Source organism: Herbidospora sp. NBRC 101105, from assembly GCF_030269205.1.
In the GTDB taxonomy this organism is placed as follows: Bacteria; Actinomycetota; Actinomycetes; order Streptosporangiales; family Streptosporangiaceae; genus Herbidospora; species Herbidospora solisilvae.
In genome coordinates this window covers 18,083-32,453 of the sequence record NZ_BSSX01000005.1, presented here as the reverse complement: position 1 = coordinate 32,453, position 14,371 = coordinate 18,083, and the positions used below count along the sequence as shown (strand labels likewise).

Annotated in this window: 11 protein-coding genes; 10 read left to right on the top strand and 1 reads right to left on the bottom strand. The window is 69.1% G+C overall.

Annotation, left to right across the window (positions count from 1 at the left end):
- Positions 1–156 precede the first annotated feature (156 nt).
- Positions 157–1,506, top strand: coding sequence for an extracellular catalytic domain type 1 short-chain-length polyhydroxyalkanoate depolymerase (locus QSK34_RS20585; protein ID WP_285585887.1), 1,350 nt, complete (start codon positions 157–159; stop codon positions 1,504–1,506).
- On the opposite strand, the gene QSK34_RS20580 is transcribed toward QSK34_RS20585, so the two are convergent.
- A complete protein-coding gene (locus tag QSK34_RS20580) occupies positions 1,496–2,329 on the bottom strand; it encodes a PaaX family transcriptional regulator (protein ID WP_285585886.1) in 834 nt (277 codons plus the stop codon). The two genes, QSK34_RS20585 and QSK34_RS20580, sit on opposite strands and share 11 nt — an antisense overlap.
- 72 nt (positions 2,330–2,401) lie before the next feature.
- Here QSK34_RS20580 and QSK34_RS20575 point away from each other — a divergent pair, with 72 nt between their 5' ends.
- The 9 genes from QSK34_RS20575 to QSK34_RS20535 all read left to right on the top strand — a co-directional run bounded on the left by QSK34_RS20575 (position 2,402) and on the right by QSK34_RS20535 (position 14,365).
- On the top strand, positions 2,402–3,262 hold the full coding sequence (locus QSK34_RS20575; protein WP_285585884.1) for an amidohydrolase family protein: 861 nt from the start codon (positions 2,402–2,404) through the stop codon (positions 3,260–3,262).
- An 89-nt stretch (positions 3,263–3,351) separates the two neighbouring features.
- Entirely contained in the window at positions 3,352–4,650 is a 1,299-nt protein-coding gene (locus QSK34_RS20570; protein WP_285585883.1) for an MFS transporter, read from the top strand.
- Positions 4,643–6,097 (top strand): acyl-CoA synthetase, encoded by a 1,455-nt coding sequence (locus QSK34_RS20565; RefSeq protein WP_285585882.1) that lies wholly within the window; start codon positions 4,643–4,645, stop codon positions 6,095–6,097. Before QSK34_RS20570 ends, QSK34_RS20565 begins: the two co-directional genes overlap by 8 nt.
- Before the next feature lie 501 nt (positions 6,098–6,598).
- A complete protein-coding gene (locus QSK34_RS20560; protein WP_285585881.1) occupies positions 6,599–7,927 on the top strand; it encodes a lectin in 1,329 nt (442 codons plus the stop codon).
- Between the two features lie 42 nt (positions 7,928–7,969).
- Complete coding sequence (locus QSK34_RS20555) at positions 7,970–10,357, top strand: RICIN domain-containing protein (RefSeq protein ID WP_285585880.1); 2,388 nt, start codon at positions 7,970–7,972, stop codon at positions 10,355–10,357.
- 94 nt (positions 10,358–10,451) lie between these two features.
- Positions 10,452–11,207, top strand: coding sequence for a FadR/GntR family transcriptional regulator (locus QSK34_RS20550; RefSeq protein ID WP_285585879.1), 756 nt, complete (start codon positions 10,452–10,454; stop codon positions 11,205–11,207).
- Positions 11,208–11,423: 216 nt separating this feature from the next.
- Positions 11,424–12,572, top strand: a complete 1,149-nt coding sequence (locus QSK34_RS20545) for an ABC transporter substrate-binding protein (RefSeq protein WP_285585878.1) — start codon at positions 11,424–11,426, stop codon at positions 12,570–12,572.
- Between the two features lie 3 nt (positions 12,573–12,575).
- Positions 12,576–13,544 (top strand): carbohydrate ABC transporter permease, encoded by a 969-nt coding sequence (locus QSK34_RS20540; protein ID WP_285585877.1) that lies wholly within the window; start codon positions 12,576–12,578, stop codon positions 13,542–13,544.
- Positions 13,544–14,365 (top strand): carbohydrate ABC transporter permease, encoded by an 822-nt coding sequence (locus tag QSK34_RS20535; protein ID WP_285585876.1) that lies wholly within the window; start codon positions 13,544–13,546, stop codon positions 14,363–14,365. The genes QSK34_RS20540 and QSK34_RS20535 overlap by 1 nt, the downstream gene beginning before the upstream one ends.
- Positions 14,366–14,371: the final 6 nt, after the last annotated feature.

Sequence of the window (14,371 nt, the reverse complement as noted above, 5' to 3'; positions counted from 1 at the left end):
CATATCAAGCTACTTGATAAGCACTGGCCCGATGACCAGCGTGAGCAGCGCATTTCCATGATCATTCGATTGTGATCGCGTACGGGCGAACCTTGACCGGGGTTCCGCGCCGCTCGTATACCGGCTGACGTCAGGACGTCGACCAGAGGAGGGCCGATGAAGCGATTGACCGCAGTCGTCGCCGCCGGAGTGGTGTACGCCGCCACGATCCTGGCGGCCGGACAACCCGCGGCCGCTGCCACGCTGACCGAGGTGACCAACTTCGGCAGCAACCCCGGCAACCTGCGTATGCACCTGTACGTGCCGGACAACGTGCGGCCCAGCCCGGCGATCGTGCTCGCCATGCACGGATGCGGAGGTTCCGGACCGGGGTTCTACTCCAGCTCGGAGTTCCGATCTCTCGCCGACCAGTACGGCTTCATCGTCATCTACCCGTCGGCGTCCAAGAAGGGCAACTGCTTCGACTCGTGGTCGGCGGCCTCGCAGGTGCGCAACGGCGGCAGCGACCCCGTCTCGCTGATGTCGATGGTCACCTACACGCGGCAGCGCCACAACGGCGACGCCAACCGTCTCTTCGTCACCGGCAGCTCCGCCGGGGGCATGGAGACCAACATCATGCTCGGCAACTACCCCGACGTGTTCAAGGCCGGAGCGGCGTTCATGGGGGTGCCGTTCGCGTGCTTCCCGAACGAGGCCGACTACGTGCCGTCGCCGGGTGTCAGCGACTGCGCCTCCGGGCGCATCAACAAGACGCCGCAGCAGTGGGGTGACCTGGTCCGGGCCGCCTACCCCGGCTACAGCGGCCCCCGGCCGAGGGTCCAGCTCTGGCACGGCACCAACGACACCCTCGTCTACTACGCCACCCACCAGCAGGCGATCGACCAGTGGACGAACGTGTTCGGCCTGAGCCAGACGCCCACCAGCAGCGACACCCCGCAGGCCAACTGGAACCGCCGCCGTTACGCCGACTCGTCCGGCACGGTGCGGGTCGAGGCGTACAGCATCCAGGGCGCCGGGCACAGCCTGCCGAGCACCGGCATGGCCGCGGCCGCGATCCAGTTCTTCGGCCTGACCAGCGAGCCGAGCCCGTCCCCGTCCCCTTCGCCTTCACCTTCGCCTTCGCCGAGTCCCTCTCCCAGTCCGTCCCCGTCGCCCAGCCCGTCGCCCAGCCCGTCGCCGAGCCCCGGTTCCGGGTGCCGGGTCACCTACGTGCCCAACACGTGGAACAACGGGTTCACCGCCGAGGTCAGCGTCACGAACACCGGGACGACGCCCGTCAACGGCTGGACCGTCACGTGGTCGTGGGCAGGCAACCAGCGGGTCACCAACGCGTGGAACGCCACCGTGACGCAGTCGGGCACGCAGGTCACCGCGCGCAACGTGAACTACAACGGCACCATCGCACCGCAGGGCCGGGCCGGCTTCGGCGTCCAGGGCACCTACAGCGGCACCAACACGAACCCGTCCGGGTTCACGCTCAACGGCACGGCCTGCGTCATGGGATGAGTTCGTCCAGGACGCCGTCGGCGACCAGCCGGGCGGGGCGCACGTATTCTTCCGCGCGCGCGTGGAAGACCTGCTCCGCCCGGATGGCCGGCCAGTCGTCGGGGAGGTGCTCGGCCGGCAGGTGGGGGTCCTGCCGGACGAGCTGCAACCAGTCGGTGTGCAGCAGCAGCTGCCTGACCAGGGCGTCGGGGGCGTCGGGGAGCGGCCGGGGCACGTCCCACCGGGCCAGGAAGGCGCGGTAGCGGCGGGCGATCTGCTCGATGTCGAAGGCCTTGGCGACCAGGTCGGCGGCCTCGGTGGGGGTGTAGGCGCGGGCGGTCAGCACCGTGACGTGGTCGTCGACATTGAGGCCGTCGAAGACGCCGGTGACGTCCTTGGTGCCCGGGGTGATCCACAGCCCGCTCTGGAGCGGCCCGAATCCGGCCCAGATCAGGCGTGAGCGCAGGTCGTGGCGGGTGCTCCGGCGGCTGTCGGGCAACGAGAAGCCGACGACGGTCCAGGTGCCGTCCCAGTCGCGGTTCACCGCGCCGGTCTCCCAGACGCGGCGGCGGCCGTCGCGCAGCACCGTCTCGGCGTGGGGGGTGAGCCCGAGGTAGACCCTCCGGCCGAGCCGGTGGCGGACCAGCAGGTTGCGTTTGACCATCCGCGCGAGCGTCGACCGGACGGCCTCCTCGGAGACGCCGAGGCGGGCGAACACCTCGATGACGCTGCCCGAGGAGATGGCGGTGCCGCGGTCGAGGGCGTAGACGCCGAGGAAGCTGAAGATCAGGGATTGGGGGCGCGCGGAGGGCGCGGCCGGTTCGTCGTCGCCGCCGATGGTCACAGCGAAAGCGTAGACGGGCCAGATGTCAGGCACATAATTGACGAAAGTCAGATTTGTGCCCAAGGAGGTCCCATGAACGTCGACGAACTGGTCGCCATCGACGTCCACACGCACGCCGAGGTCTCCGCCGACGGGCACGCGTCGCTGAGCGACGACCTGGTCGCCGCCTCGGCGAAGTACTTCAAAGAGGGGGCCCGGCCGACGATCCCCGAGATCGCCGCCCACTACCGCGAGCGCCGCATGGCCGCCGTGGTCTTCACCGTCGACGCCGAGCACGCCACCGGGCATCCGCGCATCTCCAACGAGGAGGTGGCGGAGAGTTGCGCCGCCCATGCCGACGTGCTGATCCCGTTCGCCAGCGTCGACCCGTGGAAGGGCAGGGCGGGCGTCAGGGAGGCCCGCCGGCTGGTGGCCGAGTACGGGGTGCGCGGCTTCAAGTTCCACCCGAGCGTGCAGGGCATGGCGCCCGACGACCGGGCGGCCTACCCCCTCTACGAGGCGATCGAGGAGCTGGGCGTGCCGGCGCTGTTCCACACCGGTCAGACCGGCATCGGCGCGGGCCTGCCCGGCGGCGGCGGGATCCGGCTGAAGTACTCCAACCCGATGCTGGTCGACGACGTCGCCGTGGACTTCCCCGAGCTGCGCATCATCCTGGCCCACCCGTCGTTCCCCTGGCAGGACGAGGCCCTGGCGGTCGCCACCCACAAGCCCCACGTCTACATCGACCTGTCGGGCTGGTCGCCGAAGTACTTCCCGCCGATCCTCGTCCAGTACGCCAACACGCTGCTCAAGGACAAGGTGCTGTTCGGCTCCGACTACCCGATGATCACGCCCGACCGGTGGCTCGCCGACTTCGACAAACTCGACATCAAGCCCGAGGTCCGGCCGAAGATCCTCAAGGAGAACGCGGCCCGGCTGCTCGGTCTGAGTTGATAGTTGGCAAAGGATTGACGTCCGTCACGAATGTGCCTAACCTCCGGGCAGCAGGCGCAGCGGCTCACTCCCTGATCGAGGAGCTTGTCATGTCGGACCCGTCGGTCTTACCCCACAACCAGGTTCAGCTCCGCCGCGCGGTGGCCTCGAGCTTCCTGGGCAGCGTCATCGAGTACTACGACTTCCTGCTGTACGCCACCGCCTCGGCCGTGGTCTTCGGGAAGGTCTTCTTCTCCACCCTCGACCCGCTCACGGCCACGGTCGCCAGCTTCGGCACCTTCGCCACGGGCTATCTCGCCCGGCCTCTGGGCGGGGTGATCTTCGGTCACTTCGGCGACCGGCTCGGCCGCAAGCGCATGCTGGTCCTCACCATGACCCTGATGGGCCTGGCGAGCTTCCTCATCGGCGTGCTGCCCACATACGAGCAGATCGGCGTGCTCGCCCCCGTCGCGCTCGTCGCGCTGCGGATCGTGCAGGGCCTCGCCATCGGCGGTGAGTGGGGCGGGGCCGTGCTGATGTCGGCGGAGCACGCGACCAGCAGGCGCGGCCTGTGGGCGAGCTTCACCAACGCCGGCGCTCCGTTCGGCATGGTGCTCTCGACCGGCGCGCTGAGCGGCACCGCCGCGCTCCTCGACGAGCAGGCGTTCCTGAGCTGGGGCTGGCGGGTGCCCTTCCTGCTGAGCATCCTGCTGCTGGCGGTCGGGCTGTTCGTCCGGTTGCGGGTCGAGGAGACCCCGGTGTTCACGGCGGCCGAGCGGCCCGCCCGGATGCCGCTGCTGGAGGTGCTGCGCGACCATCCCCGGACCCTGCTGCTCGGCGTGGGCGTCGGCCTGTCGGCCTTCGTCGCCCAGGGCACGCTCACCACCTATCTGATCGCCTACGGGGTGCGGACCGGCTTCGCCCGCCAGGACGTGCTGAACGGCCTGACCCTCTCGTCGGCGCTGGCGGTGGTGAGCATCATCGGCTGGTCGGCGCTGTCCGACCGGACGGGCCGGCGGCCGGTCGTGCTCGTCGGCGCGCTGCTGATGGCCGCCTTCGCGTTCGTGCTGTTCCCGATGGTGAACACCGGCAGCGTCGTCGTGCTCACCTTGGCGCTGGTGATCGGCCAGGCGATCATCCACCCGCTGATGTACGGCCCCCTCGCGGCGCTCTACGCCGAACTCTTCCCCACCAGGAACCGGTACACGGGGGCCTCGCTCGGCTACCAGTTCGCCGGGCTCGGCGCCGGCCTCGGGCCGCTGCTGTTCGCCCAGATCGACGCCTCGTCTGGCGGCGGCGGCACCACGGCGGTGTCCGTCGTCATCGCGGTCTGCTGCCTGCTGACCGTCGTCTGCGTGCTGGCGCTGCGGGAGACCAGCACCCGAGACCTCGCCGCCACCGATGCGTAACGCCGGGCTCGGCGGCTGGCCGGCCCGCCGCGCCCGGATGAGCCCCGGCCGGACCGCGTTCGTGTACGCCGGCCGTGCGGTGACCTACGCCGAGTTCCACGAGAGGACCACCCGCCTGGCCTCCCGGCTGGACATCCGGCCGGGAGACCGGGTCGCCTACCTCGGCCCCAACCACGTGGCGCTGGCCGAGACCATGTTCGCCACCCACCTGCGCGGCGGGGTGTTCGTCCCGCTGAACTTCCGCCTGGCCGGGCCCGAGATCATGTACATGCTGCGCGACTCGGGCGCGTCCCTCCTCGTGTACGACCCCGCCCACGCCCAGAAGGGGGTGGAGATCCCGGCCGCCGACCTCGACGAGATCGAGACGTGGATCGCGGCCGGCGACCCCGCCCCCATCGACGTGGCGGTCGCGCCCGAGGACGTGGCGCTGATCCTCTACACCTCGGGCACCACCGGCAGCCCGAAGGGCGCCATGCTGACCCACGCCAACCTGGTGTGGAACTGCGTCAACATGATGATCGGCGTGGACCTGACGAGCACCGAGGTGACGCTGATCAGCGCGCCCCTCTTCCACGTCGCGGCCCTGAACCAGACCCTCCTGCCGACCTTCCTCAAGGGCGGCACCTCGGTGATCATGCCGTCGTGGAACGCCGACCGCTGCTACGACCTCATCGAGGAGCACCGCGTCACGTGGATGTTCGGCGTCACCACCATGTTCGCCGACTTCGCCCGGTCGCCCCGATGGCGCGACGCCGACCTGTCGTCGCTGCGCACCCTCATGTCGGGCGGGGCGCCGATCCCGGTGGCGCTGATCCGCGCGTACCAGGAACGCGGCCTGGTCTTCTGCCAGGGCTACGGACTGACCGAGACCGCCCCCGGCGCCACCTTCCTGGAGGCGGCCGACAGCGAACGCCGGGCGGGCTCGGCCGGGGTGCCGGTCTTCTTCGCCGACGTGCGGGTGGACGCGCCCCCCGGAACACCCGGCGAGGTACTCATCCAGGGGCCGAACGTCACCCCCGGCTACTGGCGCAACCCCGCGGCGACCGCCGCCGCCCTCACCGAGGACGGCTGGTTCCACTCCGGCGACATCGGGGTCATGGACGGCGAAGGGCACCTCACAATCGTCGACCGCGTCAAGGACATGTACATCTCCGGCGGTGAGAACGTCTATCCCGCCGAGGTCGAGGCGGTGCTGTTCACCCATCCGGCGGTGGCTGAGGCCGCCGTGGTCGGCGTGCCCGACCCCCGGTGGGGTGAGGTGGGCCGCGCCTTCCTGGTGCCCGTGGCGGGCGCGGAGGTGAGCACCGGGGAGCTGACCGCCTTCCTACGCGACCGGCTGGCGAAGTACAAGATCCCGGTGTACTTCGACGTCGTCGACGCCCTCCCGAAGACCGGTTCCGGCAAGATCCGCAAACCGGAGCTGCGCGCGCTGGGCGTCCCGAAATGAAGATTTCAGCAGGTCGCGATCTACGCGGAGAGCACGGGGAGGCCTGTAAGCGCAGGACCCCCGGGTCCGCGACACGCCCCCGAGTTTGTCGGAATGTTTCATACTCTTGACGCTGCCCGCTCGCCTGTTGTTTGCTACGCAAGACCTGTCAGGGTGGATTCACAGGAAGAAAGGAGCTGTGGCGACGTGTGCGCGTGTTAACGCTCACATGTTCGTGAACTGCGCATCGTCTGAGGATGGACGCCGCATCCCTCCGCAGAGGTCGTCGATGAGGAGCCGCAGGTGAGAAGGCTCTTCCTTCTCCCGAGCCCCTGATCAGACCGATATGCGCCACACAGATGTCACGGCGGCCCCGGCCAGTATCCGGTGGTGCCACTCCGGTCACCGGCCGGGCCGCCTTCGTCTCCCCTGAACGGCATGCCGGACGCGCCGGCCCTGTTCGCCTGCCCTGAAGCCGGTCGAGAGCGACCTCATCGTCCTACCGAGCGCAGAGGAAGTCGCATGACGTCAAGATTAAAAACGATCTTCGCGGCCGTCGTGGCCGCAGCCGGGCTGGTGCTGGCCTCGGGGCTGGTCGCCACCCCGGCCGGCGCCGCCGCGACCGCCGGGTGCGGCAAGGCGCCGACGCTCCGCAGCGGTACGCAGACCATCCAGAGCAGTGGCAAGACCCGGCAGTTCATCCTGAGGGTGCCCGACGGTTACGACAACAACCGGCAGTACCGGCTGATCTTCGCCTTCCACTGGCGGGGCGGCACCATGAACGACGTCGCCTCCGGCGGCACCAGCGGGACCGCGTGGTCCTACTACGGGCAGCAGGAGCAGTCGAACAACAGCGCCATCCTGGTCGCGCCGCAGGGCTTCGGCAACGGCTGGGCCAACTCCGGCGGCGAGGACGTGCGCTTCGTCGACGACATGATCGCGCGCATCGAGAGCGACCTGTGCGTCGACACCACCCAGCGCTTCGCCACCGGCTTCAGCTACGGCGGCGGCATGAGCTACTCCCTGGCCTGCTCGCGGGCGACGGTCTTCCGCGCGGTCGCTGTCTTCGCCGGCGCGCAGCTCAGCGGATGTGAGGGCGGCACGCAGCCGATCGCGTACATGGGACTGCACGGGATCACCGACAACGTGCTCAACATCTCCCAGGGACGGTCGTTGCGCGACCGGTTCGTCCGCAACAACGGATGCACCGCGCAGAACCCGCCCGAGCCCGCCGCGGGCAGCCGCACCCACACCCTGACGACCTACTCCGGCTGCCGCGCCGGCTACCCGGTCGTGTGGGCCGCCTTCGACAACGGGCACATGCCCGGCCCGGTCGACGGCACCTACGGGGAGAGCGGCGTCACGACCTGGACCAAGGGCGAGGTCTGGAAGTTCTTCTCCCAGTTCGGCAGCGGCCCCAACCCCTCGCCGTCGCCGACGCCCACGCCCACCACCTCTCCGGGCACGACCGCTCCGCTGCGCGGGGTCGGCTCGGGCCGCTGCCTGGACGTCAGCGGCGCCTCCCAGGCCAACGGCGCGGTGACCCAGCTCTGGGACTGCAACGGGCAGGCCAACCAGCAGTGGACCGCCACCGCCGCCGGTGAGCTGCGGGTCTACGGCGGCAAGTGCCTCGACGTGAACGGCGGCGGCACGGCCGACGGGACCGCGGTGATCATCTGGGACTGCAACGGCCAGAACAACCAGAAGTGGCGCCTCAACTCCGACGGCAGTGTCACCGCCCTCGGCGCCAACAAGTGCCTCGACGTGTCCAACTACGGCACCGCCAACGGCTCCCGGGTGCACATCTGGGCCTGCCACGGCGGCACCAACCAGCGCTGGACGCGCGCCTGAGAAAGCGGCCTCCGGCCGAACGCTCCCCCCAAGGAAGGCTCCATGCTCCCGTTCTCCTTACCCGCCCTGAGAAGGCTGCTGTCCGCAGGGACGACCGCGCTCGGGCTCACCGTCGCGGTCACCGTCGCGGCCCCGGTCTCCCCGGCCGCCGCGGCGACGACGACCCTGTACGTCTCGGCCACCGGCTCGGGCAGCGCGTGCACCTCGGCGCAGCCGTGCTCCATCCCGGCGGCGCAGACGGCCGTGCGGTCGCTCAACGCCGGCATGTCCGGTGACATCGTGGTCGAACTGGCCGCGGGCACCTACCGGCTGACCGCGCCGCTCCGCCTGACGGCGGCCGACTCGGGCAACAACGGCTACACCGTGCGCTGGCAGGCCGCCGCGGGGGCCCGGCCTGTGATCACCGGCGCGAGGGCCGTCACCGGCTGGACGCTCGCCGACTCCGCCAGGAACATCTGGCGGGCCAACGTCGGCACCGGCGTCGACTCACGGCAGCTCTACGTCAACGGCGCGGCCGCGATCCGGGCGCGCACGCAGGTCAACCGGGCCGACTTCACCGCGAGCAGCACCGGCATGCGCTTCACCAGCAGCGCCCTGAACTACCTCAACAACCTGGCGAACCAGAGCCGGGTCGAGATGGAGAGCGTGGGGTCGTTCACCGATCGGTACTCCCCGGTGCAGAGCATCAGCGGCGGCCAGATCACGATGCAGCAGCCGGCCTGGAACAACAACAACTTCGGCTACGACACCTTCACCCAGCCCCACCGGGCCGGGCCGCTCTACCTGACCAACGCCTACGAGTTCCTCGACGCCGCCAACGAGTGGTACCTCAACACCGGCACCGGGGTGCTCTACTACATCCCGGCCGCCGGGCAGAACATGAGCAGCCTCAGCGTCGAACTGCCGGTGCTGCAGTCGCTCGTGTCGGTGGGCGGCACCCTGTCCGCGCCCGCCCACCACATCGCCTTCTCCGGCATCACCTTCACCGGCACGACCTGGCTCGGGCCGAGCAGCAACCAGGGCTTCGTCGACCAGCAGACCGGTTCCTACATCTACGGCAACTGGAACTGGCCCGGCTTCTCGACCTGCCACAACGGCTGCACGCAGTTCGAGGCGGCCCGGCCCAACTGGAACCAGATGCCCGCCGCCGTGCAGATCTCGGCCGCCGACAACATCACGTTCGGCGACTCGCAGTTCGTCAACCTGGGGCAGACCGCCATCGGGATCGGCAACGACGCCAACGCCACCACCAGCGGCGTCGGCCTGGCGGCCAGCAACATCACGATCACCCGGTCGGAGATCGCGCGCAGCTCGGCCGGCGGCGTCGTGGTCGGCGGGGTCAGGGCCGACGCCCACCACCCCAGCGACCAGCGCATGGTCAACCGCAACATCACGATCAGCCACAACCGCATCCACGACCTGGGGCTGGACTACCGGGGCATCGTGTCGGTGCTGACCACCTACGTCAGCGACGCCACGGTGTCGTACAACGAGGTCTACAACATGCCCTACACCGGCATGTCGATCGGCTACGGCTGGGGCGCCAACGACACCGGCGGCAACACCCAGTACGCCAACCGGGGCCTGTACAACTACCAGCCCCGCTACACGACCCCGACGACCGCCTCGAACAACCGGCTCATCGGGAACTACGTCCACGACGTGATGCAGCAGATGAACGACGGCGGCTGCATCTACACCCTGTCGTGGAACCCGGGCGCGGTCATCAGCGACAACTACTGCCTGCGCACCAACGGGCACTTCGGCGTCTACTTCGACGAGGGGTCCAAGTACTACACCGTCAGGAACAACGTCTTCTCCTCCATCGGGGTGTGGGCCACCGCCAACTACTGGGGCGGGGAGAACATGGGCAACTGGACGGTCACCGGGAACTGGACCAGCAGCAGTTCCACCAACGTGACCAACGGTGACCGGGGCAACGTCGTCAACAACAACGTCGTCGTCTCCAACGGCAACTGGCCGTCGGGCGCCCAGGCCGTCATGAACGCCGCCGGGCCGCAGGGCGGCACCACCACTCCGCAGACCGTGGAGATCGTGGGCGTGCAGTCCAACCGGTGCGTCGACGTGCAGAACAACAGCAACGCCAACGGAGCCCCGACGCACATCTGGGACTGCTCCGGGGTGGCCACCCAGCGGTGGTCGCGGACGTCGTCCGGGCAGTTCACGGTGTTCGGGAACAAGTGCCTGGACGCCTCCGGCCAGGGCACCGCCACCGGGACCCCGGTCGTGATCTGGGACTGCAACGGCGGCGCCAACCAGCGGTGGACGGTCAACGCCAACGGCACCATCACCGGCGTCCAGTCGGGACTGTGCCTGGACGTGTCCGGCAACGCCACGGCCAACGGCAGCCGTCTGCAGCTCTGGTCCTGCCACGCCGGCGCGAACCAGCGCTGGACCCTGCGGGGCTGACGAGACGAGGGGGGCCGGACTCGGCGCCCGGCCCCCCTTCCATCGTGGGATGTGCGGCCTCATGGCGAGGCCCATCAGTCGTACTCTTGGGGGTGTGGCAGAGCAGACGAGCGGCGTGGAACGGGCGGCGGCCCCTTATCGGCCCGGTTATGAGGTGGCGGCGGAGCAGGTGCTGGAGCTGATCAGCCGGCTGAGGCTGCGGCCGGGTGACCGCATGCCCACCGAGATCGACCTGGCGCAGCGGCTGGGCACCAGCCGCACGGTGGTCCGTGAGGCGGTGAAGATCCTCTCCGCCCTGGGCCGGGTGCGGGCGCACAAGGGCCGGGGCCTCTATGTGGCCGACGACGAGGGCATGCTCGGAACCGGCCGGTGGGCGCCGTTCTTCCTCCCGGCCGACCTCGACCACGTCTACATGTTGTTCGAGTTCCGGCGTACCCAGGAGATGGAGACCAGCCGCCTGGCCGCGCGCCGGGCCACGCCCGCGGAGCTGCACGAGATCGAGAAGGCCGCGGGCGTCTGTCGGCATGGGTTCGACACCGACCGTGGAGACCTGTTCAACGAGGGCGACGACGCCTTCCACACGGCCATCGCGACCGCTTCGCACAACATGTTCCTTCAGGTGGCCGTCCGGGAGGCGCGACGGCTCCAGGCGCAGTCGAGCCTCATAGGGATGAGCGGCTCGATCGGGGGCCACGCCGCCAAGGCGGTCGAGGAGCACGAGGCCATCTTCCAGGCGATCAGGATCGGCGACGCCGAGGCCGCGGCGGAGGCCGCCGCCGCCCACATCGACAACACTCTTGAGGACTACCGGAGAGAGATTCAGCAACGGATCTTCTCAGCGACCGAATAAGTATTGACGTAAGACGTCATACGAATTACGTTCCGGTTCACATGAGCGGCCGGGCCGACCGGCCGCCGCCGGGAGAGTGAACCAACGATGAAGCGAACCCTGAGCGCGGGCGTTGTGGTGTTAGCGTTAACGGTTGCCGGGTGCGGCAGTGCGACGCGCCCCGCGTCCACGCCGACCGAATCCGCTGGAGCCGCCGGAGCCGCGAGCAAGCTCGTGGTGTGGGACTGGAAGTCCGGTGAGCCCTACGCCGCGTCGTACATCGAGAAGGCGAAGGCCGACTTCGCCAAGAAGCACCCCAACGTCACCGTCGAGTTCGTGCCCCAGCCCTTCGAGCAGTACTACACCCTGCTCGGCGCGGCGATGCAGACCAAAACCGGGCCCGACGTCATGCTCTTCAACGGCGGCGGCCAGATCCGCGACCGGGCCGACTCGCTCCTGCCCCTCGACGAGTACGTCGCCGAGGACAAGTCGCGCCTGGCCGGCTGGGAGGCCTTCGCCAAGGACGGCAAGACCTACGGCGCCCCGGTGACCCTCCAGGGCCACCCGATCTACTACAACAAGGCGCTCTACGAGAAGGCCGGCATCACCGCCCCCGCCACGACGTGGGACGAGTTCCTCGCCAACTGCGACAAGCTCAAGAAGGCGACCGGCGCCGCCTGCTTCGCCCTCGGCAACAAGGAGGGCATCGGCCCGCAGTTCTGGCTCTCCGCCATGGGCTCGGGCGTCCTGACGCCGGCCGAGTACGACGACTGGATCGCCGGCAAGCGCGACTGGAAGTCCCCCCACGTCAAGAAGATCTTCGAGATGTTCAAGGAGACCGGGGACAAGAAGCTCAACAACGAGGGCGCCAACTCCACGGCGATGTTCACCGACATCTTCTCGGTCTTCAACACCGGCAAGGCCGCCCACATCATCGGCCTGATGTCCGACATCGGCCACTGGAAGGACTTCGGCGAGTTCATCGGCCCCGACAAGGTCGGCATCATGCTCGCCCCGGTCGTCACCGAAGGGGCCACGCCGAGCCTGCCCTACGACGGCGGCATCGGCTACGCGGTGGCCAAGTGGACGAAGGACCCCAAGGCCGCGGCCGACCTGGTCCGCTCGCTGACCACCACCGACGCCCTGTCGTCCTTCTCCGCCGAGGCGGGCGCCATCGCGTCCGACACCACCATCTCCGCTCCACAGGACGCCCCCGTCGTCGGCGAGATCGTGGCGCAGCTGAAGGCGGGCAAGCCGGCGCTGCACGTCGCGATGGACTCCAAGACCATCGACCTGATGGGCCGGCTGTCCCAGAAGCTGCTGAGCGGTTCGGCCACCGTCGACGAGGCGGTGGAGGAACTGGCCGCCTCCGACCAGGAGAACTGAGCGGTGCCGACGAGGAACACCTCACCGATGGTCCGCCCGGGAACTTCCGGGCGGGCCGTCGAGGGAGGCGACAAGAGGGAGCGGGCCCGCCACGGCGCGGCCCGCCGCAGAGGGCGTTCCGAACGCTTCGCGCCGTATGTGCTGATCGCTCCGGCGGTGCTGATCATCGTGGCGCTGCGGCTCTACCCGCTCGTGCTGGGCGTCAACTTCTCCTTCACCGGAGACGGCGAGGCCAACGGCACGGCGGTCGGCTTCGCCAACTACCTGGAGCTGCTGGACGACCCGCTGTTCCAGACCGCGCTGGCCAACGTGGGGCTGCTGGTGCTGCTCCTGCCGGTCGCGGTCGCGATCCCAGGCCTGCTGGCGACGTTCATCTACCTGAAGGTGCCGGGCCACCGGTTCTTCCGCAGCGTGTACTTCTTCCCCGCGGTGTTGTCGCCGGTGATCGTCGGGGCCATCTTCAACCTCATGCTCGCCTTCGACGGGCCGCTCAACGAGTTCCTCGGAGCGGTCGGACTGGGTCCGGTCGACTGGCTGGGCGACCCGGGGGTGGCGAAGTTCGCCGTCGTCGGGGTGCAGATCTGGGCCACGTTCGGCATGGCCCTGGTGGTGTTCCTGGCCGGGTTCGCCACCCTGGACTCCTCGCTGCTCGACGCCGCCCGCGTCGACGGCGCGTCGCTGCGCCAGAGCATCTGGCACGTCATCATCCCGAGCCTGAGCCAGACGATCCAGTTCGTCTTCGTCACGACGATGATCGGCATGCTGACCTCGATGTTCGGCCTGCTCTACGTGATGACCAGCGGCGGGCCCGAGGGGTCGACCTACCTGCCGGAGTACTACATCTGGATTCAGCAGGGGCAGATGAACCGGCCCGCGCTCGCCTCGGCGGCCTCCACGGTCCTGTTCCTCATCATGCTCGTGGTGGGCCTGCTGCAGATCAGCGTGCTGCGCCGCGCAGGACGGGAGGACTGATGCGGCGCCTCGCCAAGTGGGTGGTCGCCGTTCCGATGGCGATCCTGGCCCTGGCCACGATCTATCCGATCATCTTCACGGCCAACGTGGCCATGAAGACCCGGCGCGAGTACGTGCTCGACCGGTTCTCGCTGACCGAGTCGCTCCACTGGGACAACATCGTCGCGGCGTGGAGCAGCGTCGGCATGGCGCGCTACTTCGCCAACTCGCTGTTCGTGGTGGCGGCGTCGGTGTTCCTGCTGCTGCTCCTGGGCTCGATGGCCGGGTTCGCGCTGAGCAGGTTGCCGTTCCGAGGGTCGAAGGCCCTGTTCATCGGCTGCCTGGCCGCGTTGTTCATCCCGTTCCAGGTGATCATGGTGCCGCTGTCGCGGGTCATGGCCGACACGGGTCTCATCGACACCTACCCGGGGCTGATCCTCGCCTACGTGGCCCAGTTCCTGCCGTTCACCGTGTTCCTCATGACCAGCTACTACCGGTCGGTCCCCAAGGAGATCGTGGACGCGGCCCGCATCGACGGCAACACCGTCTACGGCGTCTACCGCCGGATCATGGTGCCCATCGGCCGGCCCGCGTTGTTGTCGGTCGGCATCCTGGACGCCCTGTTCTGCTGGAACGACGTGCTCATCGCGCTGCTGATGATGCCGTCGGCCGACCACCGCACCCTCATGGTCGGGGTCACCTCCCTGCGCGGCCAGTACACCGACAACGTCCCGACCTTCGCGGCCGGGGTGCTGATCGCCGCCGTGCCCGTCCTGCTCGTCTATCTGTTCCTCCAGCGTCAAATCGCCGACGGTGTGACCGCCGGTTCCACGAAGGGCTGACATGCG

What these genes read in the sequence shown, in the direction of transcription:
- QSK34_RS20570 (WP_285585883.1), top strand. Translation starts at nt 3,352, where the DNA reads ATGTCGGACCCGTCGGTCTTACCCCACAACCAGGTTCAGCTCCGCCGC.
- QSK34_RS20565 (WP_285585882.1), top strand. Translation starts at nt 4,643, where the DNA reads ATGCGTAACGCCGGGCTCGGCGGCTGGCCGGCCCGCCGCGCCCGGATG.
- QSK34_RS20560 (WP_285585881.1), top strand. Translation starts at nt 6,599, where the DNA reads ATGACGTCAAGATTAAAAACGATCTTCGCGGCCGTCGTGGCCGCAGCC.
- QSK34_RS20555 (WP_285585880.1), top strand. Translation starts at nt 7,970, where the DNA reads ATGCTCCCGTTCTCCTTACCCGCCCTGAGAAGGCTGCTGTCCGCAGGG.
- QSK34_RS20585 (WP_285585887.1), top strand. Translation starts at nt 157, where the DNA reads ATGAAGCGATTGACCGCAGTCGTCGCCGCCGGAGTGGTGTACGCCGCC.
- QSK34_RS20575 (WP_285585884.1), top strand. Translation starts at nt 2,402, where the DNA reads ATGAACGTCGACGAACTGGTCGCCATCGACGTCCACACGCACGCCGAG.
- QSK34_RS20535 (WP_285585876.1), top strand. Translation starts at nt 13,544, where the DNA reads ATGCGGCGCCTCGCCAAGTGGGTGGTCGCCGTTCCGATGGCGATCCTG.